This is a genomic window from Streptomyces alboflavus, from assembly GCF_000716675.1.
In the GTDB taxonomy this organism is placed as follows: domain Bacteria; phylum Actinomycetota; class Actinomycetes; order Streptomycetales; family Streptomycetaceae; genus Streptomyces; species Streptomyces alboflavus.
In genome coordinates this window covers 49,054-72,834 of the sequence record NZ_JNXT01000014.1, presented here as the reverse complement: position 1 = coordinate 72,834, position 23,781 = coordinate 49,054, and the positions used below count along the sequence as shown (strand labels likewise).

Sequence of the window (23,781 nt, the reverse complement as noted above, 5' to 3'; positions counted from 1 at the left end):
GGGGTGTCCCTCCTAGGTGGTGGTGCGGAGATTTGCCGTCAGATGGCGTTTGGCGTGCCGGTCCGCCGCACGGACCGTGGCGCACGGGACGCCCAGGACTTCGGCGACGTCGCTGTCCCGCAGCCCGCGCAGGTGCAGCAGCACGATGACGTCGAGGTGCAGGGCGGGCAGGCGGCGGATCGCGTCGAAGAGGCCGAGGGTCTTCGCGATCCGGGTGAGCGGGTCCGCCGCGTCGCGCTGGGCGCGGGTGTCGAACGCGGCCTCGGCGAGCGCGGGATGGCCGTCGCAGTGCGGGGCGCGCTCCATGACGGTCTGGCGCAGGAGCCGCCACGCGTACTGCTCGGGCCGCTCACTGGCGAGGGCGTCCGGCCAGAGGATGAGGAGCAGGTGGAACACGTCGCTGACGGACCGCTTCGCCTCCCCGGACCGGCGCTGGAACGTGGCCGCGTACGCGGTGTAGTTCGTGCGGTGGATGTCCCTGAAGGCGAGGAAGTCCAGCGGGGGGCGCTGGCCGAGCAGACCGTTCTCCCGCTCCTTGGCCAGGGCCTTGTGTATCCAGTTGAGGCGCTTGTCGGCCTCCTGGGCGGCGCGCACCCACTGGGCCCTGATGTCCGCGAGCGCCGGGTCGGGCAGGCGCAGGGCGACCAGCAGGTCGCGGGTGATCTGCCAGCGGGGATAGCGGCCGATGGCCCGCAACAGCTCGGAGATCTTGGAACGTGGCCAGTTCGCCTCCTTCTCCAGCTGCATGAACGTCAGGCCACTGTCGTGATAGGCGCCGCGCAGGTGCTCGAGCCAGGCCCGGTGGGCCGGCTTGGTGCCCTCGGCGATGGGCCCCAGCTTGCGCCCGGGGCGTCGGTGACGGGCGCCTTTCGGCGCCGGCTGTGCGCTCACCGAGCGCCCTCCCCGGCGTCGGTCGCGGGCGGGGGTGTTGTTCGTAAACCGTCCGCGCGCGGGCTTGTCTGTGGCCTGTGCATCAGGCTCCTTCGCTTACGTCATGGTCGTGCGTCCTGGTACGTGGACCAGCTCCTGTGACGCCCACCGGCGCCCCCCGCCCCAGGAACTGCGAGCCAGCATGGGCCGCGCGCGCCCCGACGGCGAGAAGATCGAAGGGTTCGGGAACATTGCCGTCGGCGCCGGGAGCGCCGTGCGGGACGAACGCGCAGGCCGCGGGCAGGGCGCACCAGAGCGGAGCAAAGTTCCCGGTTCGCGCGGGCGAGGGCCGGCTACCGCCTTCCGTGCGCGGGCCCGCGGACTCCCGGGTGAGCGTCACCCACCGCCTCCCGGGCACGCGTGAGTCGGCGCTTCCGGGGCAGAAGTGCCCTGCGGACGCTCCGCGTTGGCTGCGACTGGTGTGCGAGAAGGTCTTGCCGTGCCGTTCGGTGGTTCCCCATAATCACGGAAGCACTTCACGGGCTCACCCCACTGGGCCCGGACACCTTGCGGTCAACTGCCCTTCTCCACGCGGTTTTTCCGAAGGGCGCCTCCGGTCATTGGGGTTGGCATGAGCCCATCAGGGTGCTAATCCCCCCACCGAGAGGAAGTCCGTTGAAGAACACGGTCACGTACCTCAAGAGGGCCGCCGCCGTCGGCGCCGTCACCCTCGCCGCCTTCAGCCTGAACCCCGCCAACTCCTGGGCCGTCCCCGCCGACGGTCCCGGCGGCGACGGGCCCCGCACCAGGGTCGTCGGCGGCACCCCGGCCGAGCAGGGCGAATTCCCGTTCATGGTCCGGCTTTCGATGGGCTGTGGCGGCTCGCTCCTGGAGAAGGACGTCGTCCTGACGGCCGCCCACTGCGTCGACGGCAGCAGCGACAACCCCAACATCACGGCGACCGGCGGTGTGGTCGACCTGGAGTCGCCGGACGCCGTCACGGTCAAGGCCACCAAGGTCATCCAGGCTCCCGGCTACAACGGAACCGGCAAGGACTGGGCGGTCATCAAGCTGGAGAAGGCCATCGACCAGCCGACGCTGCCGATAGCCGAGAACAACTCGTTCGACAAGGGCGACTTCACCATCGCGGGCTGGGGCGCCGACAAGGAGGGCGGCAGCCAGCAGCGCCACCTCCTCAAGGCCCAGGTGCCGTTCGTGGACGACGCGACCTGCAAGGGCGCCTACTCCAACCTGGTCGCGGACGAGGAGCTGTGTGCCGGGAAGATGGACACCGGCGGCGTCGACACCTGTCAGGGCGACTCCGGCGGCCCCATGTTCCGCAAGGACGACAGCGACAAGCTCGTCCAGGTCGGCATCGTGAGCTGGGGCGAGGGCTGCGCCCGTCCGTCCAAGCCGGGCGTCTACACCGAGGTGAGCCACTTCGCGGCCGACATCAAGAAGGCCGCGGGCGAACTGGGCTGACGCCCGTCGTCCGGCGGGCGTTCGCTTGAGCCCGTCCGGTGAGTCTGCTCGCGCCGTACGTCCGCGGGGCGGCCGGAACCGGTCCCCCGCGGACGTACGGCGCTCCCAGGTCCTCACCTGTCCATGCGTTGCGGCATTCGCCCGCGGGCCGCGCGGTCGTTCGCACGAACCCGAGCGCCTCTCGCGAAGCCGCCGACCGGTAGACCGAGCGCACCGACCGGTCACCGGTCGGTGCGCGGCTCCGCGGTGATCCTCAGCCGGGTCGGCGCCGCCATGTCCGCCGGGCCCGTCCCGGTGTGGTGGGTCATCGCCGCCGTGTCGCCGACGCCCGTTAGCTTTCCGCGTTCAGCACCCCGATCAGACGCGTGACCGTCGTCGTCATGGCCTGGCGGCCCACCGTCAGATAGCTGCGGGTGTCCACCGCCTTGGGGTGGTCGGCGAGGTACGCGCGGATCGCGTTGGTCATGGCGACGTTCAGGGCCGTACCGATGTTGACCTTGGCGATGCCGCCCGAGACGGCCCGGGCCAGCTCGTCGTCCGGGACGCCGGAGGAGCCGTGCAGGACGAGCGGCACCCGCAGGGCCTCGTCGAGGCGGGCGAGCAGGGCGTGGTCGAGGACGGCCGTGCGCGAGGTCATGGCGTGCGAGCTGCCGATGGCGACGGCGAGCGCGTCGACGCCGGTCTCGGCGGTGAACTGGCAGGCCTCCTCGGGGCCCGTGCGCGCGCCGGGCGCGTGCGCGTCCAGCGGCGGTTTGCCACCCTTCCCGCCGACCTGCCCCAACTCCGCCTCGACCCACAGGCCTTGGCTGTGCGCCCAGTCGGCGGCGGCGCGGGTCGCGGTCAGGTTCTGGTGGTAGGGCAGCTGGGACGCGTCGTACATCACGGAGCTGAAACCGGCGTCGGCGGCCTGCCGCAGCAGGGCGTCCTGCGTGACGTGGTCGAGGTGCAGGGCGACCGGCACGGTCGCCGCCTCGGCGAGCGCGAGCGCGGCGCGGGCGAGCGGCAGGATGCGTCCGTAGCGGTAGCTGACCGCGTTCTCGCTGATCTGGAGCACCACCGGGGACGTGGCGGCCTCGGCGCCGGCGACGACTGCCTCGGCGTGTTCCAGCGTGATGATGTTGAAGGCCGCGACGGCGCGGCGCTTGGTGGCGGCCTCGGCGACGAGGGCGCCGGTCTGTGCCAGCGGCATCAGGTCTCCTCCGTCCCGGTCAGGGGGTGTCGAGGACGATGGAGCGGCGCAGATGGCGCGGCCGGTCCGGGTCGAGGTTCCGGTGGGCGGCGACCGCGACGGCCAGGCGCTGGGCGCGCACGAGTTCGGCCAGCGGGTCCAGGGCGCCCTCGATCCACAGGGCGCCGGTCGCCCGGACCTCGTCGGCGAGCCCCGTCGGCGCCTCGCCGAACATCCAGGTCGCGGTGGTGTCGGTGGAGATGCTGATGGGGCCGTGCCGGTACTCCATCGCCGGGTACGCCTCGGTCCAGGACAGCGAGGCCTCACGCATCTTCAGCGCGGCCTCCTGCGCGAGGCCGTTGGTCCAGCCCTTGCCGAGGAACGTGAACTGGGAACACTCCACGAGCCCCGCGGGCAGCGGCTCGGCGAGCGCGGTGCGGGCGTCGGCGACGGCCTGCTCGGTGTGCAGCCCGAGGTGGGCGCGGAGCAGCGTCAGGGCGGTGGTGGCGAACCGGGTCTGGACGACGGACTGCTCGTCGGCGAAGTCCAGGACCACGAGGTCGTCGGCCGCGCGCAGCACCGGGGTCTCGGGGTCGGCGGTGATCGCGGTGGTGCGGACGCTGCCGCGCAGCCGCGCGAGCAGGTCGAGGACCTCGGTCGTGGTGCCGGAACGGGTCAGGGCGATCACCCGGTCGTAGGAGCGCGCCGCGGGGAACTCGGAGGCGGCGAAGGCGTCGGTCTCGCCGAGGCCCGCGCCCTCGCGGAGCGCGGCGACGGCCTGCGCCATGAAGAAGGAGGTCCCGCAGCCCACCACGGCGACCCGCTCGCCGGGCGAGGCCAGCGCGTCCTTGTGGCGCACCGCGAGGTCGGCGGCGCGGATCCAGCACTCGGGCTGGGTCGTCAGTTCGTTCTCGGCATGGCTCATGGCCGGTTTCCACCCTGGAGGTCGGGCGCCCCTCGGCGCCAGGATGCAGTTTTCTGCAATCTATAGCCAGGTTTCAATCACAATCAAGCATGAACTTGTGGGTTAAGGTCACTACGGACAGTGAGTGGGAACGGATGTGGAGGGTGTGGATGTCGCGCGATGCCCGCTGGCAGGCGCTCCTTGAACTGCTGGTCGACCGGGGGCGCCTGGACGTCGACGAGGCGGCGACGGAGCTCGGCGTCTCGGCCGCGACCATCCGCCGGGACTTCGACCAGCTCGCCGAGCAGCAGATGCTGGTGCGCACCCGGGGCGGTGCCGTCGTCCACGGCGTCTCGTACGAGCTGCCGCTGCGCTACAAGACCGCCCGGCAGGCCTCGGAGAAGCAGCGGATCGCCAAGGCGGTGGCGGATTCGATCACCCCCGGTGAGGCGGTCGGCCTGACCGGCGGCACGACGACCACGGAGGTCGCGCGGGCGCTCGCCCTGCGGCCCGAACTGGCCACCGGTTCACCGGCGTTGACCGTCGTCACCAACGCCCTCAACATCGCCAACGAGCTGGCCGTGCGCCCGCAGTTCAAGATCGTGGTGACGGGCGGGGTGGCCCGCCCGCAGTCCTACGAGCTCACGGGCCCGCTCGCCGGCGGGGTGCTCGGGCAGATCACGATGGACGTCGCGGTGCTCGGCGTCGGCGCCTTCGACGTGGCGCACGGAGCGACCGCGCACGACGAGGACGAGGCGGCCATCAACCGGCTGCTGTGCGAGAGCGCCACACGGGTCGTGGTCGCGGCCGACGCGACGAAGCTCGGGCGCCGCGCGTTCGCGCGCATCTGCGAGACCGGACGCGTGGACACGCTCGTGACCGACACGGCGGTCCCGGCGGACATGGCCGCGCGGTTCGTGGACGCGGGAGTGTCGGTCGTCACCGCATAGGCCGTGCGGAGGGCGTCGGTGAGCGCGGCCAAGATGGTGCCGCAAGCGGCCAGAACCGCACGGGGCAACGGGCACTCCCCATGATGAGCATGGTGAGGAACTGTCACTGCGGTACGCCGCTGTGCCGCGGCGCCTTGTAGAGACGACCTGCGATCACGATAGCTTCGGTGCCGTCGACTTGACCCAGTCGTCAACGGTGACGACGTCCGCCCACTGCGGGAACAGCCGCTCCACGAGCACCCGGTGCACCTCCGGGTCGGGGTCCAGGCAGGCGTCGGACAGGACGGTGAGGCCGAAGTCCAGGTCGTTGGCCTGGCACACGGTGGAGAGCACCACGGCGCTGGTGGCGATGCCGGTGACCACGAGGCCGTCGATGCCGCGTGCCCTCAGGACCACGTCGAGGTCGCTGCCCGAGAACGCGCTCGCCCGCCTCTTGGTGACCACCACCTCGCCCGGCCGCGGCGCGACCCCGGGGTGGATCTCGGTGCCCGGGGCGCCCTCGACGAAGAGACCTGCCTCAGCGATGGCCGCGAGGGGCTTGTTGCGCGTGCCGACTTCCGGGAAGCCGGGGCGGAACGCGATCACCACGTAGATCACGGGGATGTCCGCGGCCCGGGCCGCGTCGACGGCCCTGCGCACCCGTGGCACATACCCGGAGCCGTCGTCGACGATGTCCACGATGGCCTGCTGGACGTCCATCACGAGAAGGGCGCTGCTCATGTCGTCTCCAGGAACGAAGTCGGTTCGGGTGCGCGGCGGGCCGGGGGGTTCAGGTGATCGAATCCTAACGGGACGTGAAAACCCCTCCGGAGCCCGCTCGTCGCGCACCGACCGGCGTGAGCGCTATCCCCGTGTCCCGGTCCGGCTGCCTCGCGCGCTGAGCGCGCGGATCGGCCGGATCAGCGTCCGGTACACCGGCCGCACCACACGTCCCGAGAGGTGCCGGTGCCGTTCCTCCTGCCAGACCCTCGCCCTGTGGTGCGCCGCGATGAGCGACCACCGGTCGGGGTCCGGGGGCCGGGACGTGTGGAACTCGACGCGGCAGAGGTGCTTGGTGCTGACGAAGCCGTACTGGCTGGGGCTGACCAGCCGCACCGGAGCACCGTGGTCGCTGTCGAGCGGCCGCCCGTCGAGCCGGTCGGCGATGAGGACGTCGTCGGCCAGGGCGTCCTCGAGCCACACGACCGACCGGTGGCCGTCGAGCCCCTCGAAGACGACGTGGCTGACGGCCGCGTCCGGCGTGAGCAGCGGCTCGACCCGGTTGCGGTACACGGCCCCGAACTTCACTCCTTCCCACCGCAGGCCGGTCGCCGACCATCCGGCGACGCAGTGGAAGTCGGCCGCGAGCTCCTGTCGTGGCAGCAGCGCGAGGTCGGCCACGGACAGGGTGACGTCCTTGGACAGGGCTCCGACCATCGTGATCACCGGGTCGGCGGGGACGGGCGGCGGCGGATGATGGAGATGGGTGCCGAAGCGCGGGAATCCGGCGACGGCACGTTGGCCCGGGGGAAGCACCATGGGCTCCTCCAATGTGTGCGGCTCGGTCCGAGAAAAGGCGTGGTCCGGTGCTTCGTACGCTAGGACCTCCACCGCACGGGAGATTCAAGGGGCTGGGATGCACGGCACTTGGTCGATCGGAGAACTCGCCCGGCGTACGGGCCTTTCGGTGAAGGCCATCCGCTACTACACCGACATCGGCCTCCTGCCGACGGCCCCGCGCAGCCAGGGAGGCCACCGCCGCTATCCGCCGCAGGCGCTCGAACAACTCCGGCTGGTACGGCAGTTGCGCGCGCTGGACGTACCGATCGCCGCCATCACCGAAGTGGCGACGGGGGAGTCCGGCCTCGGCGACCTGGTGGCCGAGCAACTGGACAGCACCCGCACCCAGTTGGCGGAACTGCGCTGGCGCGAGGCGGCGTTGCGGGCGCTGGCGGAGTGCCAGGGCCCGGAGCGGCTGCGACGACTTCGCCTGCTGGCCCGGGTGCAGCGGCGGCCCCAGGACACCGCCGACCTCACCCGGGCGTGGCAGCGCGCCCTGCCCGCGAGCCTGCCGCCGCGCCTGGCCGCCGCCGTCACCGCGCAGGCGGTTCCCGAGCTGCCGCTCGATCCCACCCCCGACGCCGTACTGGCCTACGCCGAGCTGCACCTGCTCGTGGCGGAGCCCGCGTTCCTGGACTACTGGGCCGCGGCCCACGTACGGGACAAGGCATCGATGTACGCGGCGCTGCTCGACGCCTCGGACGGCGCCGCGCCCGCCGTCGCCGCCGGGCGCGCACCGCACAGGTGCGAGGCGCTCGACGCCTTCTGCCGGGCCTGCGCCCGCGCCCTCGACATGGACGACACCGCCGACTTCCGTGCGTTCATGGCCGCGGGCGTACGGACCACCGTGCCCCTGGTCCGCCGCTACTGGCAGCACCTGGACGTCCTCACCACCGCCCCCGGGCCGAGCCTGGGGCAGACGCACTGCTGGCTCGCGGAGGGCGTCATCGCCGAGTACGGCTGCGACAGCGTGCCCGGGGACGCGTACTCCTGAGGGCGTACGCGGGCCGCCGACCGGCGGCCTATCGTTCGGAACGTGCCCTCTCCGAGCCCCGCTCTCCCCGGCCCGCGCCGCGTCCGGTGGCCCCTGCGGCCGCTGTCCCCGCGCACGACGGACCTCGCGGTGGCGGCCGTGGTCGCGGTGCTCACCGGCGCCGACGCGGCGGTCAACGACCCCTCCCACCGCCAGGCCGACTGGCTGACCTGGCTCCTGTTCGGCGTCTCCGTCGTGGCGCTCCTCGTGCGCGGCCGGTGGCCGGTGGCCGTCAGCGTCGTCACGGGGGCCGCGTGCGCGGGCTGGGCGCTGTACGGGCACATCGGGGAACTCCTGAACCTGCCGGTGATGGTGGCGCTGTACACGCTCGCCGTACGCGGCGACCGACGCCGGACGCTGAAGGCGGGGGCCGTCGCCGCGCTCGCCTCGGGCGTGGTGTCGGTGGTCGCGGGCATCGACGTGGCGCAGCCCCAGGGCGCGCCCCTCCTGGAGATGCTCTGGCCGCTCGTACCGCTGCTCCTCGGCGAAGTGGTGCGCGGGCGCGGGGAACTCCTCGCGGAGTACGCCGAGCGGGCGGTCCGCGCGGAGGCCGAGCGGGAGCGGGAGGGCCGGCGCAAGGTGCGCGAGGAGCGGGTGCGGATCGCCCGGGAGCTGCACGACGTGGTGGCGCACACGGTATCGGCGATGACCGTGCAGGCGGGGTTGGCGCTGGACGCGCTGGACAAGCGGCCGGACGTGGCGCGCGACGCCATGCGGCAGGTGCGGGCGTCCGGGAAGGAAGCGGTACGGGAGCTGCGGGCCACGGTCGGCGTGCTGCGGGAGGGACAGCGGCCCGAACGCGGGCCCGCGCCCCGCCTGGAACGCCTCGCGGACCTGGTGGAGCGGGTGCGGGGAGCGGGACTTCAGGTGTCGCTGCACGTGGACACCGGTGGCCGGGACGTACCGCAGATGGTGGAGTTGGCGGCGTACCGGATCGTCCAGGAGGCACTGACCAACGTGATCAAGCACGCGGAGGCCCGGCACGTCGCCGTCTCGGTCGTCCTGGCGGCGGGCCGCCCGGACGGGGACGCCCTGATCGTGGAGGCGACCGACGACGGAACACCCGCGCGGGCCGCCGCCACCGAGGGCTACGGCCTGATCGGCGTGCGGGAGCGGGCCACCGCGGCGGGCGGGAGCGCCGCTGCGGGCCCGGTTCCGGGCGGTGGCTGGCGCGTACGTGCCGTGCTTCCCCTGGAGGCGCCGTGATCCGGGTCCTGCTCGCCGACGACCAGACCGTCGTCCGGGCGGGCTTTCGCGCGCTGCTCGACCTCACGGACGATCTCGTGGTGGTCGCCGAGGCCGCCGACGGGGCGGCCGCGGTCGAGCTGACCCGCACCACCCGGCCCGACGTCGTGCTCATGGACATCCGCATGCCCGGCGTCGACGGCCTGGAGGCGACCCACCGCATCGTCGCCGAACCCTCCCTGGACGGCGTCCGCGTCCTCGTCCTGACGACCTACGAGGCCGACGCGTACGTCTTCGAGGCCCTGCGCTCGGGCGCGGCCGGCTTCCTCCTGAAAGACGTCGACCCGGACGACCTGCGCGAGGCCATCCGCACGGTCGCGGCCGGACGCTCCCTGCTCGCGCCCGCCGTGACCCGGCGCGTCATCGAGGAGTTCGCCCGGCTGCAGGGCCCGCGGGCCGCGGCCCGCGAACGGCTCGCGCCGCTGACCGACCGCGAGCGCGAGGTGCTCGCGCTCGTCGGACGCGGTCTGTCCAACGACGAGATCGGCACCCGCCTGCTGATGTCGCCGCTCACCGCGAAGACCCACGTCAGCCGGACCATGACCAAGCTCGGCGCCCGCGACCGGGCGCAACTGGTCGTGCTCGCGTACGAGACCGCCCTGGTGCGGCCCGGCGAGACTGACACCGAGCGGCTGCTCCCGGGGGAGTAGCGGCCGACTCCCCGCGGCGGATGTCCGGGCCACCCGGCGTCCGTAGCGTCGGCCGCATGATCGAAGCACGGGAACTGACCAAGAGGTACGGCGCGCGGACCGCCGTCGACCGGCTGACCTTCACGGTGCGACCCGGCGTCGTGACCGGCTTCCTGGGCCCCAACGGCGCCGGCAAGTCGACCACCATCCGCGCGATCCTCGGCCTGGACGCCCCGAGCGCGGGCACCGTCACCGTCGACGGACACCGCTACGACCGCCTCGCCGCGCCCCTGCGCGAGGTCGGCTCGCTCCTGGACGCGCGCGCGGTGCACGGCGGGCGCACCGTGCGCGGGCACCTGCTCGGCCTGGCCCGCTCCAACGCCCTGCCCCGGCGGCGCGTGGACGAGGTCCTCGGCGAGGTCGGCCTGGAGACGGCGGCGGACCGGCGGGCCAAGGGCCTGTCCCTGGGCATGGGCCAGCGGCTCGGCATCGCCGCCGCGCTGCTCGGCGACCCGGCGGTCCTCATCCTGGACGAGCCGGTCAACGGGCTCGACACCGAAGGCATCCGCTGGATCCGCGACCTCCTCAAACGGCTCGCCGCCGAGGGCCGCACCGTCTTCCTCTCCAGCCACCTGATGAGCGAGATGGAGCTGACCGCCGACCGGCTCATCGTCATCGGGCAGGGACGGCTGCTCGCCGACACCGGCATGCGGACGTTCATCGAGGACCACTCGAAGGGCGGCACCCGGGTGCGGACCCCCGACGGCGAGGCACAGCGTCTGCGCGCTCTGCTGGAGGCGCACGGCGCGCAGGTGCGCCTGGACGCGCGGGGCGGCTGGCGCGTCGCCGGCATCCCGCCCGCCGAGATCGGCGAGCTGGCCCGCGCGCACCATCTGGCCGTCCACGAGCTGACCCCGGTCCTCTCCTCCCTCGAGGACGTCTACACGGCCATGACCCGGTCCTCGGTCGAGTACCGGGGAGCCACCTGCGACATGGGCGCGGACAGGGTCCCCGGCACGACCTCCCACGGGAAGGAAGCGGCGGGATGAGCACCCTCACCGGCCGGACACCCGGCTTCCGTACGGCCCTGGCCTTCGAATGGACGAAGTTCGCCGGCCTCCGCTCGACCCGCTGGACCATGGCGGCGACCGGTCTGGTCACCGTGGCGGGCGCGGTCTTCGTCGGCGTCAGCGGGAGCCTGCAACCCGACGACACGGTCCTCGGCGGCAGCCTCACCCTCAGCATCGTGTCCCTGATGATCGCGGGCGTGGTGGGCGCCCTGACCGTGTGCGGCGAGTACGCCGCCGCCACCGTCACCAGCACGTTCACCGCCGTCCCCCGCCGCGGCCGGGTCCTCCTGGCCAAGGCGGTCCTGCTCGCCGTCCTCCTGTACGGGGTCGCGTTCGTCTCCTGCACCGTGGCGTACCTGCTCGGCGGCGCGATCCTCGAGGACGGCGCGTACGCACGCGGCGAACCGCTGCCCGCGCTGTTCGGGATCGCCGCGCTCTTCGCCGTCGTCGGCGTCCTGGGCCTCGCGATCGGCACCCTGTTGCGGGCCTCCGTCGGCTCGGTGACGACCGTGGTCGCCGTCCTGCTGCTGCCCTCCCTGTTCGGCCCCCTCTTCGGTGACGCCCGCCGGTGGGTCGCGGGCGCCTCCCCGACCGCCGCGCTGGAGAAGCTGACCCAGACCTCCGACGCCGGACCGGAGGCGGTGGGCTCCCTGGGCGCCTGGCCGTCCCTGGTCCTGGTGGCGGTCTACAGCGCGCTGCTCCTCGGCCTCGCCGCCTGGCGCCTGCGGCGGCGCGACGTGTGAACGTACCGGTCCGTCGACCCGGCGCGTCACGTCGCCGTACGTGCCGAACCGCGACGGGTCGACGCATTGTGGGGAAGTACGGTTCACAAGGGCGCTAGCGTGGAATCCTCACATCCCGTACGCACAGCGCCGGTTCGGTCCCCGCCCGGCGGCAGCACATCCCCGGAGCCCATGTTGGCACTGCGGTGCAGCGCATCCGACCCGCTCGGCCACCACGCCGACCGCATCCTGCGCCTGGCCGCCGTGGCGGCGGCCTACTACGCCGCGGGCCGTTGCGGACTGCTCCTGGAAGTGGTGCGCGGACAGGTCACGCCCCTGTGGCCGCCGACCGGGATCGCCGTGGCCGCACTGCTGTTGTGGGGGCTGCGCATGTGGCCCGCGATCGCGCTCGGCGCCGTTCTCGTCAACTGGCCCTTCGGACCGTCCCTCTGGGCGCTCGTCGGCATCTCCGCGGGCAACACGCTGGCTCCGGTGTGCGCGGTCCTGCTGCTGCGCCAGGTCCGCTTCAGCCCGACGCTCACGGCGCTGCGGGACACGCTGTCCCTGGTCTTCCTGGGCGCGCTGACCGGCATGCTGGTCAGCGCCACCGTCGGCACGGCGGTCCTGGCGGGCACCGGCGCGCTGCGTCCGGGCCGCACCTGGGCGACCTGGTCGGTGTGGTGGACGGGCGACGCGATGGGGGTCCTCCTCGTCACCCCGCTGCTCCTCGTGCTCTTCGGCTCCTCGTGGCCGCGGCGGATCCCCGTGGCGCGCTGGGCCGAGGCGGCGGCCCTCGTGGCGGCCACGGCCGCGGTCACGCTGCTCGCGACGCGCACGTCCCTCAATCTGTCGTTCCTGGTCTTCCCGTTCCTCATCTGGGCCGCCTACCGCTTCCAGATCGTCGGCGGCGTCGCCTGCGCGCTCCTGGTGTCCGTGCTCGCCGTCCCCGCGGCCGCGGCGGGCACCGGCCCGTTCGCCGGGCACGACGTCGCGACGCGCATGCTCGTCCTGCAGGCCCTGAACGGCTCCGCCGCCCTGACCTCCCTGGTCCTCGCCACGGTCGTCGCGGAGCGGAACCGCGGTCACGCACAGCTCGCCCGCGTCCACCTCCAACTCTCCGAGCTGCTCCCGCAGTTGACGCTCTTCAAGGGCCTGCCCCGGGTGCGGCAGGCCGAGGCCTCGCCCAAGGACGCGCCCTGACCCGCCGCCAGTCCGCCGCCGGGGCCACATCGAGCGTGGCGAACACGTGCTCCGCCCAGATCAGACGGGACTCCTCCGCCGGGTAGGGGGCCGTGTGCGGTTCCGTGTCGAAGACGCGGGTCAGCCGCTCCCGCGTCCGGTACGGCGCCCAGCCCGGGTCGCCGGTCGCGGCGAACGCCGTCCACGCGGCCCCCATCCGGTCCGAGAGCGCGACGGCCTCCCCCGACGGTTCCTCGCCCAGGAGCAGTGTCCCGATCCCGTCGCGCAGCGTGCCGAAGACGAGCGGCACGTCGAGCGCGTGGCAGGCGCCGAGTGCACCTCCCATGCCGGTCGCCTCCCAGGCGAGTTCGTAGGCGTACGCGGTGCCGCCGCCCTCGGCGTGCGCCTCGGCCAGATGGAGGCTGGGCATCCGGAACAGCCAGTCCGACGTCACCAGGTCCCGCAGCGTGGTCGGGTCGGCCGCCGCCGGCGCCGCGAGGTAGGCGCGCCGGCCGGCGTCCCCGGGGGCGAACCACGCCACGGTGTCCGCGGCCTCCTCCGGTGTCACCAGGCCGAGTTGACCCGACAGCGCGGTGAACAGCCGTGTCTCGTGCCGGGTATGACCGGCCAGCAGCGTCACCCCGGCGCTCGCGCCCGCCCGGAGCGCCTCCCAGGGCGAGCGCGGCAGCACCTCGCCGTCGACCACGGGCGCGAACGGCATCCGTGCGCGGGCGGCCCGCCCCCACCGCGGCTCGTGCTGGGCGATCTTGTGCAGTACGGCGTCGGCCGCGTCCCGCAGTGCCTCGGGGGTCGACGCCGCCACCTCGGCCGCGGTGGGAGCCGATCCCAGCTCGGCCGCGACGGCGGTCCCGATGTCCGCGGCCAGCGCCGTGCTGCAGAAGGGCCCCGGCACGCTCTGCGCCACCGCCCGGTGGAAGAGCCCGGCCGCGCGGGGCATGGCGAGGAGCGCGGCGATCGCACCCGCGCCCGCGGACTCCCCGAAGACCGTCACGCGGTCCGGGTCGCCTCCGAAGGCCGCGATGTTGTCCCGCACCCACTGGAGCGCGGCCATCTGGTCGAGCAGGGCGCGGTTGGGCACCGCACCCTCGAAGTGCCCGTACCCTTCCGCGCCCACGCGGTGGTTGAAGGTGACGACCACCGTGTCGCGCCGGGCCAGCGCCGTGCCGTCGTAGGTCGGTCCCGCGCTGGTGCCGAACAGATAGACCCCGCCGTAGATCCACACGAGCACGGGCAGCCGCGCCGCGCCTGGGTCGGGCGTCCAGACGTTCACCGTCAGCCAGTCCCCGGCCCCCGCGTCGTCCTCGGGCCCGCCCAAGGGGCCGAAGGCACGGGACTGCGGCGGGGACTCGCCGAAGGCGTCGGCGTGCCGCGTGCCCTCCCACGGCAGGGCGGGCACCGGCGCCGCGAGCCGCAGCGGTCCGACCGGCGGCCGCGCGTACGGGATCCCCCGGAAGACCGTCACCCCGCCTTCCCGGCACCCGCGGACCGTCCCGCACTCCGTACGGACGTCGGACACATCCTCAGCGTCAGCATCAGTCACGCCGGTCTTCCTTTGGACGGTGGGGTGGAACCCGTTGCCGCGGGGCGAGTCGCGCCCGTGTCTCTTGACGCAAGTAACCCCTGAGACCGTGCTCGCCCTCAAGCCGAAGAATCCGGACACCGGCTTGTTCCGCCCTGTTGCCGGACCGTGGAGTGCCACGGTCCGGCAGAGTCGGCTAGGGGCGGTTGTCCACCAGGTCCTGGATCTGCGGATAGATCTTGTCCATGCGTGTGCCCACGTTGTTGGGGCAGGAGCCGCCCCAGTGCAGGGCGATCACCTTGTGCGAGGAGTTGGCGAGGACCGGGGAGCCGGAGTTGCCGCCGGAGGTGTCGCAGTTGTACCCGACGTCCTCGGTGCCGAGCTGGGGGGCGCGTATCCCGCAGTAGGCGCCGCCGTCGTTCTCCTCGAACAGGGAGATGCGCTTCGGTTTGGTGTCGCCATGCCCGGCGATGTAGGCCCGTTCGCCCGCGATCGGCGCGCGGGTCTCGAGGAACAGGGTGCCGAACTGGGTGATCTGGTCGAAGTTGTCCACGCTGAACAGGGAGAAGTCGAGCGCGGGCGAGGTGCGGAGCAGGGCGTTCGCGCCGACCTTGGTTCCGGGACGCGGGTTGTTGCCGCCGCAGGTGGCGCAGTCGTAGTCGAACTGCACCTCCATGGTGTCGAGTTCGGCCTGGTTCTTGACGCAGTGGTTGTTGGTCATCATGTGGTTGCCCCGGCCCACGCGCCAGGCCGTGCACCAGCCGCCGCCGTTCTTCAGCATGCGGGCCACGCCGCGCGACGCGGCGTACTGCGCGGGATGGCTGGTGCGGTAGCAGACCGCGTCCCTGCGGCCGTCGGCGCCGCACACGCTGCGCGGGTTCCTGGCGGTGATCTCCGTCTCGCTGTAGCCGCGCCAGTAGCCGTCGATCGCGGCCGTCGAGCCCCGCTTGCCGCGGGTGTGCAGGGTGACCACGGCGGTGTCGCCGTCGACCGACATCGCGGCGAAGCCGGTGCGGCCATGCCGGGTGAATCCGGCGTCGTCGCGCGCGGCGGACCCGCGCGTCGGGTCGCCGTGGTAGGTGTGCACCTCGCGTCGGTCCGGGTCGGCCACGGTCACGTAGTCGCCGGGGGCGAGGTCGAGGCGGGCGAAGTGCACCTTGACGTAGGCCGCTCCGGGGTGCCGGATCTGCTGCCGGGCGGGGTTCCCGGACGACCCGAGTACGAGATCCACCGCCTTCTCCTCGCCGACGGTGGGGATCGGAGCGGCCTCGGCACGGGGTGGCGAGGCGTCGCCCGCCGCGGTGGGGGCGACGGGGACCAGGAGAGTCGTAGCCACCAGTGCGGCGGCCACGATGATGCGTCTTAACACGGTTGCCTCCGTGGGGGTTCGGCTCGGAGCGGACTGCTGGGGGGTACGACCGCTCCGACCCACCAAGATAGGCGTGGGCATGTCAACCAGTGAGGTGTGTACCGGCCAGCGGCCGTCCGACTCGCCGTCAGTGGCCGAGTCGGACGGCCCGCCGGTCAGGTCCTAGGCGGTGGGATTGGCGCCGCGGGGCGGATCGGCACGCCACTCGGCGGCGATGCCCCGCATCAGGGGCGGGTAGACGAGCAGGTGCCGGAACGGCGCGATGGCGGCCATGTAGGCCTTCCCGAACAGGCCGTTGGGCTTGACGAGCACGGCCATCTGGCCGCGGTGGCCGCCCTTGCCGTCCGGGACCCAGGTCAGGTGCATCACTCCGTGCATGGTCCGGTTGCTCATCTCCGAGGCCCACTCGTTGTCCGTCAGGAAGACGGACCGGAAGGGCAGCCGGTCGAACTCCGGCCCGGCGGGCCCGTCGCGCAGATCGTCCGGCAGCCGGTCCCGCAGCGTGGCCACCCGGGAGCCGACGTCGGCGTCGGGCTTGTCCCAGCCGAACAGCTTGCCGAGCTTCCAGCGGATCGCGAAGAGCGCGCGGGCGACCCGGGACGGGTTGTCGGACGTGTCACCGCCGGTGGTCTGCCGCACCAGGTGCGGGAAGTCGTCGGGACCTCCCGGGGTCGGCAGGGCCCACACGTCGTAGAGGCGGAAGTCGGGCGTGATCTCGTGGATCCGCCAGGGCTGTGATGTGTGCGCGGTGTCGGGGAGCTTCATGGGTGGAACCTCCGTCTGCTCGGTGCCGTCGGACGACGGCGAGAGAGTGTGTCCGGTTGGGGCGCGCGGTCCGCCTAGGGCGGGGGAGCGATGCCGAGTACGCCCGCGACGGCCCGGGCCGCGAAGAGTTCGTCGTCCGGGGCCTGTCCTGCCAGTGCGATCACGGTGCCCTCGAGCGCGCCGACGTAGGCGAGCGCGAGGGCCCCGGTGGGTCGGCCGGACGGAATCGCGCCCGCCGCGCGCCCGGCGTCGACGAGACCGGTGACGCGGCCGAGGAGCGTGTCGTAGTTCCGCTCGACCTCGCGCCCGACGGGATGGTCCCGGCCGCTGAACTCCAGGCGCAGCGCGATCGGCACGCGCGCCACGTCCCGCCGGCAGAAGACGGCGTGACCGCGGGCGAGGGTGAGCAGCGCCACCACGGGGTCCGGCTCCTGCTCGACGAAGCGCGCCACCTCGTGCCAGTACGTCTCGCGGAACCACGCGCACACGGCAAGGGCCAGATCCTGCTTGTCCTTGAACTGGTGGTAGAGCGCGCCGCGCGTGTACCCGGCCTCGCGGGCCACCTGCTCCAGCTTGAGATGGCCGTAGCCGTGGCGCGACAGGCCCCGTGCGGCCGACTCCAGGAGCGCGGTGCGTGAGCGCGCGCTGCGGTCGGCCTGGGTGGGGCGCGGGCGGGCGGCGCCGTCCGGGGCGGCCGACGGGCGCCGTGCCTCGTCTCGTGCGTCCGGGGTCCGCATGGCTGCTCCGCTCGGTTCGTCGGGCGAAAGGCCGAACTCCCGCTGCGTGGGAGCCGGTTGCCCTTCCTCCGGACGTCACCATACATGCACGTGTGTATGTTTCTTCGGGCGGGGGGGCCGCTGGTCAGCGGAGGGGTGATCCTCGTGGAAACACGCAGGTAGGGTGCGCCAACGGAAACCGGAAACCAGTTTTCCCGGCGTCGAGCGTGCCGCTGACGCCCTGGGGGCCAGAAAGTGAGCACACAGATGCAGCCGACCTTCGTATTGGTGCACGGAGCCTTCGCGAACTCCTTCTCCTTCGCGCCGCTCCAGGCCGAACTCGGCCTCCTCGGCCACCGTTCGGTCGCCGTCGACCTGCCCGGCCACGGCTTCGCCGCCACCTACACCCGCGCCTATCAGGCGCCGCAGGACCCCGCGGGGCTCGCCACCGCGCCCGGCGGGATCAAGGGCGTCACGCTCGCCGACAACGTCGCGCACCTGATCGGGATCCTGGAGCGGGCCAAGCGGAACGGCCCCGTCATACTCGTCTCGCACAGCCGTGGCGGCATCACGGCGACCGCTGCGGCCAACGCGCGACCGGACCTCATCGACCGCATCGTCTACGTCTCCGCCTGGTGCCCGGTCCTCCTCGACGTCGGCGACTACTACGCCGAGCCGGAGATGGCCTCGGTCGACGCCGCGTCGATGGCCCTGGCGATGGCCGGGAACCCGGCCGAACTCGGCCTGCTCCGTGTCAACTTCCGCACCGCGGACCCGGACGCCCTGGCGGCGTTCAAGGCGGCCTTCCTCGCCGACGGCACCGACGAGGAGTTCCTGACCTTCCTGAACACCTTCCAGCCAGACGAGAACCTGGACGTCGGCACGTCCGCCGACCGGGCGCAGGCCGAGACCTGGGGCCGGATCCCGAAGACCTACGTGCGGCTCACGGACGACACGAGCCTGCCGCTCGCCCTCCAGGACCGGCTGATCCGCGAGGGCGACGCGCTGACCCCGGACAACCCGTACGACGTCCGCGACCTCGAGGGCAGCCACCTGAAGTGGCTGACCGACCCGGCCCCCGCGGCCCGGGTCCTGGGCGAACTCGCCGCGCCCCTGGCCGCCGCCGGGGCCTAGCGCGGCCATGTGAGGGGTGCGGCGGGGTACGGCGGCGGGCCTACTGCCGTGCCCCTCGATAGGTCCTGCCCCCGCGGCGCGGCAGCGCCGCCGGTGTGTCGGCGGGGGTGGCGATCGTCTCGGCGGCCAGGTGCAGTTCGCTCCTGGTCGTCGCCGACGACAGCTCCAGGTCCAGGAGTTTGCCGCACTCGGTCAGCCAGGCCGTGAGGGTGGACCGGTGCAGCCCCAGCTCGGCGGCCGCGGGCGCGGTGCGGCCCCGGTGCCGTAGCCAGCACCGGAGCGTGATGCGGAAGCGGGTGTCCAGCGGTTCGAGAAGGCCGGACGCCCAGCGGGCCGCGTCCTGCGGGCCGAGCAGGCCGGCGGGCAGCGCCGGGTCGGTGCGCAGCCGGGTCGGCGCGGTCGCCCGCACCGGCGGGACCGGAAGCACCGGAGCGGCCGTCGGGGCGGCGGTGGCCTGCCCGGGCAGGGGAGCGGCCGGGGCGCGCAGCGCGAGCAGCAACTGCGCCTGCACGGTGGGGTGGTCGAGATCGACGGCCAGGAGGCTCCCCGCCGTCCGCAGCCGCGCGCGTACCGTCCCCTCGGACACGTCGAGCGCGGGCGCGGCCGTCTGCGCCGAGCCCGACCGCAGCCAGGCCTCCAGGGTCCGGCGCTGCTCCCGGTCCAGGGGCCGCAGCACGGCCGCCGACCAGGCGCCGAGGCGGTCGCCCGGCACGACCCGGAGCAGCCCCTCCGCGCCGAGCCCGCTCGCGGCGGCGAGACGGCCCGCGGTGGCGCTGTGCCGGGCGGCGCCGGCCTCCGACCAGGCGGTGGCGAACATGTCCAGCGGCGCGGGTTCCGCCGCGCCCCCCGTCAGTTGGTGCCGTTCGGCGATGCGCGCGACGAGGGTGCGCGCCGACGTGTGGTCGCCGTGCGCGCCGTGGCGGGCGACGGCCACCAGCTCCGTCCCGTCCACGCAGACCAGCATCCGGGGGCCGCCGAGGAACGCGCCGGGCTGGGCCGCCCGCCACAGGGACTGGTAGGCGGCGTGCACGGTGCGCCCGGTGAGGCGGTACACGGTCGCGTGCGTCGCGCCGCCGTCGCCCAGGACGGAGGCCGCCAGGGCGTGCTGGCCGTGCAGCAGCAGGTTGAGGACGGCGGCGTGCAGCCGCTGCTCGGTGCCGCGCACGTCGTCCGCCCGCCGGGCCCGTACCCGCAGCAGGTCGGCGGTGGCCTGGGCGATCAGGGCGACGTGGGCGTGGGGTGCCCGCCCGGGGCCGACGACCAGGACGGAACCGGAGGCGTCGCCCACGTGCCGGACGGTGAGGTGCGGATGGGTCTGCGGGTGGGCGGCGGCGCGCTCGCCGTCGGGGCCCGCGGTACGGGGGGTGCTGTGGACGGCGCCGACCGAGGGGTCCACGAGGGCGGCCCAGCCGTCGGCGAGCGCGGCGGTCTCGGCGATCAGGACGGCGCCGGAGCGTGCCGCCGCCCGCGTGAGCCGCTGCACCCACTGGCCCGCCGGGTCCGGCGCGGCGGGAGTGGGTGCGGGCGCCGCGAGGTGCTGCGGGCGGCCCGTGCCACCGGTCGTCATGAGACCCGGGCGACCCCGCCCCACCCGGCCCGCTCGGTGAGCCGGCCGGTGGTGGCGTCGGGCCGCCAGTTGGGCCAGGACACGTAGCCGGGCTCGACGAGCTCGAGGCCGTCGAAGAAGGCGACCGTCTGCTCCGGCTCCCGGAAGATGTAGGGGATCGCGCCGGAGTTGTTGTACTCCTCCTGGACCTCCCGGTGCCGCTCGTCGGCGGCGGTGGAGTGGCTCAGCGACACATAGCTGCCCGAGGGGAGCCGGGCGATGAGCCGGCGTACCAGCGACAGCGTCTCGTCCCAGTCCACGATGTGGCCGAGCACGTCATTGATCACTAAGGCGATGGGCCGGGTCATGTCCAGGGTCTTGGCGGCGCCCTCCAGGACGGCGTCGGTGTCGCGCATGTCCGCGAGTACGTAGTCCATCGCGCCCTCGGGCGTGCTCTTGCGCATCGCGTGGACGTGCAGCAGGACGAGCGGGTCGTGGTCGACGTACACCACCCGGCAGTCGGGCGCGATGCGCTGGGCGACCTCATGGGTGTTGTTGGCCGTGGGCAGCCCGGCGCCGACGTCCAGGAACTGCCTGATGCCCGCCTCCCGGGCGAGCCAGTTGACGCTGCGTATGAGGAAGCCGCGGGACTCCCGGGCCATCGGCTCGATCATCGGGTACTTGTCGCGGTAGGCGTCACCCGCGGCCTGGTCGGCGGGGAACCAGTCCTTGCCGCCCAGCCAGTAGTTCCAGACCCGGGCGCTGTGCGCGACGGAGGTGTCGATCTGCAGGGGGTCTGTCGGCTCGGTCATGACAGTGCCTCTTTCGACTTGTCGGGATGGAGGGCGGTGGCGCAGGAGTAGTCGAGGAGCAGGCGGTAGTCGGTCACGGTGGTGGGCGCGTCCCAGATGTCGGCGGCGCCGACCGGGCCGCCCTCGCGGACCACCCGGTCGGGGATCTCCGGTGCCTCGACGCGGTAGACGGTGATGGCCGGCTTGCCGGTCAGGGCGTGCGGGGGACCGTCCAGCGGATGGATCTGCAAGGTCACGTCCGACCGCTCGGTGGCGGCCCGCAGCGCGGTCAGCTGCTCGGCCATGACCCCTTCGCCGCCGACGCGGGTGTGCAGGGCCACGGCCGACATCAGCGCCCAGATCCGGATCTGCTGGGTGCGCAGCCGCTCCTGGCGCACCATGAGGAGTTCGGTGCGGGCCTCCTTGGCGGCGGCGGTGAGGTCGGGCCGCAGGGCGTCGTCGACGGCGCGGGCGTAGTCCCGCGTGCGTAAGAGGGCGGGGACGAGTGCCGGTTCCCACGTGCGGATGATGCTGGTCGCGGATTCCACGCTCATCAGGTCGAGTTGCCAGGGGTCCATGACGGAGCGCCAGGGATGCCACCAGCCGGGCAGGTTGGCGGTCGCGAGCTTACCGAGGAACTCCTCGATCTCCGCGTCCGGTGCCCCGTACGCCCCGAGGAGCGAGCGGACCTGGCCCTCGTCCAGGGACGTCTGGGCCTGCTCGATCCGGCGGACCGTGACGGGGTGGGCGCCGAGGGCGTCGGCGGCCTGCTTGCGGGAGAGTCCCGCCGCCTCACGGAGGCTCTTGAGCCGGGTGGCCAGAACGAGATGCGCGAGGGTCGGACCAGACCTTTCGCGGGCCACGAACGCTCCTTCCGGCACTCTCCGCAATGTGCGGACAGTGCACACCTTGTCGCTTGCAATCTGTGTGCGCAACCCTTTGAGTATGTCCATGGCGACAGCCGACGGGAAACCGGTCAAGTCGCCGTGCACTGCCTGAGCTTGCTTCGGCTGGAGTTGACGTGTCGGCGAGCCCGAGAGAGAGCGCGTCGGCACACCATGCGGCTGTGAGACCCGTCGAGGGACATCACCAACTCCTCGGGCAGAAGGGGGAGATGACGTGCTGACACTGGGCATGCTGGCAGGCAGGGCGGAGCTGGAGCTGGCCTTCGCCGGAGGTGTCGACGCCGCCCGTTTCGAGGCCGTCGGCGTGGCCGGACTGACGGCCCTGACCGTGTCGCAGCTGCTGGAGGGCGAGCCCCAGCGGCGCCTCGACGCCGGTTGCCTGGTCCTGGTCACGGGGTTGCAGTTCCGGGGCAGGGGCCGCGCGGAGGTCGCCCTGGAGACGCTCATGGAGCAGCTGGCCCTGGACGGCTGCGCCGGCCTCGTGGTGAGCCTCGCGCCCGGCGCGCACCAGCCGCTGCCCCAGGCGATCCGCGACCTGTCCCACGCGCTCTCCGTCCCCGTGCTCGTGACCACCGCGCCGCTGCGGGAGTGGGCCAAGACGCGCCACCGCCTCCAGGAGAGCCGTCTCGCCGGGGCCGAGCTGCGCGCCAGCCAGCTCACCACGCTGGTGCAGCAGGTGCCGTCCGAACTCGCCGACCCCCGCGCGATGCAGCGCATCGCGGACTGGCTCGCCCGCGCCCTCCAGGTCCAGGTCCTCGTCAGCGACCCGCACCGGGTGCTCGCCGCCTCGCCCGCCACGGCCGCCGAGGCCCTGGCCCCGGCGATCATCCACAGCTCCGTCGACGCCGCGGCGTCCAGCCGCCCTTCGGGTCCGCACACCCGCCTCATCTCCCTCGGCCCGGCGCGCGGTGCGGGCACGGTCCTCGCCGTCGCCCGCGGCACGGCCCCCTTCGACGACGCGGAGGTGCGCCTGCTCGGGCACGCCGCGAAACTCCTCGGCCTGCTCGACCAGGCACGCCGGGAGTACCGCGCGGCCGCCGAGACCTCCCGCGCGGCCCGCAGGGCGGCGGTGGAGCTGCTCCTCGACGGCGAGGTGGACAAGGCCCGCAGGGTGCTCGCCGCCCAGGCGCCCGGTCTCCTCGACGCCGACACGGTCCGGGTCTTCGTCGTCGACGTGCCCTGCGCCCACCGGGACGTCGCGGTGCGCCGGTGCGAGGTCGTCACGGAGGGCCGCGCCCTGGTGATCGCCGACCCGCGCGCCGACCGCCGGATCGTGGTCGTGCAGCCGGTCCGCCCCGGCCGGCCCGACGACGGCGTGGGCGCCGACCTCACCCGGCTCGTCGCGGCCCTGGGCGCCGAGGCCTCCGTCGGCGGCAGCGGCGTCTACTCCATGTCCCTGCTCGCCGACGCGCTCCGGGAGGCGAGCGCGGCCCAGGGGTTCGCCCTGCTCCAGCCGGACGCGGCCGCGCTGTCCGCGCCGAACACGGACCTGATCGGCCTGCTCCCGCCCCGGGACGCGCAGCTGTGGGCGAGAACCCTGCTCGACCCGCTGATGCGCCACGACGCCCAGTGGGAGCAGATGCGCGAGACCCTGTCGATGGCCCTCGCCCACCCCTACACCGTCGCCGCACGGCGCCTGAACCTGCACCGCAACACCGTCACGCGCCGCGTCGCCCGGGCCGCGGAGGCGCTGCGCGTGGACTTCACCTCCGTCGCCGACCGGATAGCCGTCGGCCTCGCCCTGGAGCTGGTCACCCACCGGGAGCCGCCCGCCCGGTCGATGACGCCGGGGACGCCGGGGACGCCGGATGCGTACGCCCCGACGCTCCACTCCCTCCTCTCCTCGCCCCAGATCACCGCGTGGGCGGACACCCTGCTGCGGTCGGCCCGCGGCGACCGCAGGGACCTCATCACGACCGCGACGGTGTGGCTCACCCACGAGGCGCACCTGGAGCCGGCCGCGCGGGCCCTCGGCCTCTCGGAGGCCACCGTGCGCTCCCATCTGCGCGCCCTGGAGGCGCACATGTCCCGGGACCTCGGCTCCCTCGGCGGCCTGCGCGACCTCCAGTTCGCCCTGTACGTCGCGACCGGGAAGGTCGAGATCGCGGAGAGCCGGGGCGTCCTGGTCCCGGCGACGTGACCGCCGGACCCACGACATACGGGGCGTAGGGGGGCAGGGGGACCGCGGCACGGGAGGCTCACGAAAAACAGAGGCGTCGCGGCC

The 23,781-nt window shown here is 73.5% G+C and carries 22 protein-coding genes; 10 read left to right on the top strand and 12 right to left on the bottom strand.

What is annotated here, in order from left to right; translation table 11 throughout:
* Positions 1 to 12 precede the first annotated feature (12 nt).
* Positions 13 to 891, bottom strand: a complete 879-nt coding sequence (locus OO63_RS12900) for a sigma-70 RNA polymerase sigma factor region 4 domain-containing protein (RefSeq protein ID WP_051810804.1) — start codon at positions 889 to 891, stop codon at positions 13 to 15.
* A gap of 654 nt (positions 892 to 1,545) precedes the next feature.
* Here OO63_RS12900 and OO63_RS12895 point away from each other — a divergent pair.
* Positions 1,546 to 2,352: a S1 family peptidase gene (locus OO63_RS12895; RefSeq protein WP_030359547.1), complete on the top strand. Its 807-nt coding sequence runs from the start codon at positions 1,546 to 1,548 to the stop codon at positions 2,350 to 2,352.
* A 331-nt stretch (positions 2,353 to 2,683) separates the two neighbouring features.
* Here OO63_RS12895 and OO63_RS12890 read toward each other — a convergent pair whose 3' ends face one another.
* Both OO63_RS12890 and OO63_RS12885 read right to left on the bottom strand, forming a co-directional pair.
* Positions 2,684 to 3,541 carry a class II fructose-bisphosphate aldolase gene (locus tag OO63_RS12890; RefSeq protein ID WP_030359546.1) on the bottom strand — a complete coding sequence of 286 codons (858 nt, stop codon included), beginning with the start codon at positions 3,539 to 3,541 and terminating at the stop codon, positions 2,684 to 2,686.
* A gap of 19 nt (positions 3,542 to 3,560) precedes the next feature.
* Positions 3,561 to 4,445, bottom strand: a complete 885-nt coding sequence (locus OO63_RS12885; protein ID WP_030359545.1) for an SIS domain-containing protein — start codon at positions 4,443 to 4,445, stop codon at positions 3,561 to 3,563.
* 149 nt (positions 4,446 to 4,594) lie between these two features.
* Between OO63_RS12885 and OO63_RS12880 the strand changes: the two genes are divergently transcribed.
* A complete protein-coding gene (locus OO63_RS12880) occupies positions 4,595 to 5,374 on the top strand; it encodes a DeoR/GlpR family DNA-binding transcription regulator (RefSeq protein WP_030359544.1) in 780 nt (259 codons plus the stop codon).
* Positions 5,375 to 5,527: 153 nt separating this feature from the next.
* On the opposite strand, the gene OO63_RS12875 is transcribed toward OO63_RS12880, so the two are convergent.
* Positions 5,528 to 6,094: a cysteine hydrolase family protein gene (locus OO63_RS12875; protein WP_030359543.1), complete on the bottom strand. Its 567-nt coding sequence runs from the start codon at positions 6,092 to 6,094 to the stop codon at positions 5,528 to 5,530.
* Between the two features lie 123 nt (positions 6,095 to 6,217).
* The gene (locus tag OO63_RS12870) at positions 6,218 to 6,892 is read right to left on the bottom strand and encodes a molybdopterin-dependent oxidoreductase (protein ID WP_030359542.1); all 675 of its coding nucleotides are present in this window, start codon (positions 6,890 to 6,892) and stop codon (positions 6,218 to 6,220) included.
* 97 nt (positions 6,893 to 6,989) lie between these two features.
* On the opposite strand from OO63_RS12870, the gene OO63_RS12865 reads away from it, so the two are divergent.
* The 6 genes from OO63_RS12865 (at position 6,990) to OO63_RS12840 (ending at position 12,812) form a co-directional block, all read left to right on the top strand.
* On the top strand, positions 6,990 to 7,907 hold the full coding sequence (locus tag OO63_RS12865; RefSeq protein ID WP_030359541.1) for a helix-turn-helix domain-containing protein: 918 nt from the start codon (positions 6,990 to 6,992) through the stop codon (positions 7,905 to 7,907).
* A 42-nt stretch (positions 7,908 to 7,949) separates the two neighbouring features.
* Positions 7,950 to 9,152, top strand: a complete 1,203-nt coding sequence (locus OO63_RS12860) for a histidine kinase (protein ID WP_078619102.1) — start codon at positions 7,950 to 7,952, stop codon at positions 9,150 to 9,152.
* The gene (locus OO63_RS12855; protein WP_030359539.1) at positions 9,149 to 9,841 is read left to right on the top strand and encodes a response regulator; all 693 of its coding nucleotides are present in this window, start codon (positions 9,149 to 9,151) and stop codon (positions 9,839 to 9,841) included. Before OO63_RS12860 ends, OO63_RS12855 begins: the two co-directional genes overlap by 4 nt.
* 56 nt (positions 9,842 to 9,897) lie before the next feature.
* Positions 9,898 to 10,869, top strand: a complete 972-nt coding sequence (locus OO63_RS12850; RefSeq protein WP_030359538.1) for an ATP-binding cassette domain-containing protein — start codon at positions 9,898 to 9,900, stop codon at positions 10,867 to 10,869.
* A complete protein-coding gene (locus OO63_RS12845; RefSeq protein ID WP_030359537.1) occupies positions 10,866 to 11,633 on the top strand; it encodes an ABC-2 transporter permease in 768 nt (255 codons plus the stop codon). Before OO63_RS12850 ends, OO63_RS12845 begins: the two co-directional genes overlap by 4 nt.
* 171 nt (positions 11,634 to 11,804) lie before the next feature.
* On the top strand, positions 11,805 to 12,812 hold the full coding sequence (locus OO63_RS12840; RefSeq protein ID WP_078619101.1) for an MASE1 domain-containing protein: 1,008 nt from the start codon (positions 11,805 to 11,807) through the stop codon (positions 12,810 to 12,812).
* Here OO63_RS12840 and OO63_RS12835 read toward each other — a convergent pair.
* From OO63_RS12835 to OO63_RS12820, 4 genes are all read right to left on the bottom strand, one after another.
* Positions 12,757 to 14,352, bottom strand: coding sequence for a carboxylesterase/lipase family protein (locus OO63_RS12835; RefSeq protein WP_078619100.1), 1,596 nt, complete (start codon positions 14,350 to 14,352; stop codon positions 12,757 to 12,759). The genes OO63_RS12840 and OO63_RS12835 overlap by 56 nt on opposite strands.
* Positions 14,353 to 14,527: 175 nt before the next feature.
* Positions 14,528 to 15,700 carry a trypsin-like serine peptidase gene (locus OO63_RS12830; protein WP_234311238.1) on the bottom strand — a complete coding sequence of 391 codons (1,173 nt, stop codon included), beginning with the start codon at positions 15,698 to 15,700 and terminating at the stop codon, positions 14,528 to 14,530.
* A 162-nt stretch (positions 15,701 to 15,862) separates the two neighbouring features.
* Entirely contained in the window at positions 15,863 to 16,465 is a 603-nt protein-coding gene (locus OO63_RS12825; protein ID WP_030359533.1) for a DUF2867 domain-containing protein, read from the bottom strand.
* 74 nt (positions 16,466 to 16,539) lie between these two features.
* Positions 16,540 to 17,202, bottom strand: a complete 663-nt coding sequence (locus OO63_RS12820; protein WP_030359532.1) for a TetR/AcrR family transcriptional regulator — start codon at positions 17,200 to 17,202, stop codon at positions 16,540 to 16,542.
* A 246-nt stretch (positions 17,203 to 17,448) separates the two neighbouring features.
* On the opposite strand from OO63_RS12820, the gene OO63_RS12815 reads away from it, so the two are divergent.
* The gene (locus OO63_RS12815; protein WP_030359531.1) at positions 17,449 to 18,315 is read left to right on the top strand and encodes an alpha/beta hydrolase; all 867 of its coding nucleotides are present in this window, start codon (positions 17,449 to 17,451) and stop codon (positions 18,313 to 18,315) included.
* 40 nt (positions 18,316 to 18,355) lie between these two features.
* Here OO63_RS12815 and OO63_RS47370 read toward each other — a convergent pair whose 3' ends face one another.
* Genes OO63_RS47370 through OO63_RS12800 form a run of 3 tightly spaced genes read right to left on the bottom strand, consistent with a single transcriptional unit; the run spans position 18,356 to position 21,515 of the window.
* Entirely contained in the window at positions 18,356 to 19,882 is a 1,527-nt protein-coding gene (locus tag OO63_RS47370) for a helix-turn-helix domain-containing protein (protein WP_078619099.1), read from the bottom strand.
* Positions 19,879 to 20,673, bottom strand: a complete 795-nt coding sequence (locus tag OO63_RS12805) for an SAM-dependent methyltransferase (protein WP_030359529.1) — start codon at positions 20,671 to 20,673, stop codon at positions 19,879 to 19,881. Before OO63_RS12805 ends, OO63_RS47370 begins: the two co-directional genes overlap by 4 nt.
* Positions 20,670 to 21,515 (bottom strand): helix-turn-helix domain-containing protein, encoded by an 846-nt coding sequence (locus OO63_RS12800; protein WP_030359528.1) that lies wholly within the window; start codon positions 21,513 to 21,515, stop codon positions 20,670 to 20,672. Before OO63_RS12800 ends, OO63_RS12805 begins: the two co-directional genes overlap by 4 nt.
* Positions 21,516 to 21,771: 256 nt before the next feature.
* On the opposite strand from OO63_RS12800, the gene OO63_RS12795 reads away from it, so the two are divergent.
* Positions 21,772 to 23,697: a PucR family transcriptional regulator gene (locus OO63_RS12795; protein ID WP_030359527.1), complete on the top strand. Its 1,926-nt coding sequence runs from the start codon at positions 21,772 to 21,774 to the stop codon at positions 23,695 to 23,697.
* Positions 23,698 to 23,781 lie beyond the last annotated feature (84 nt).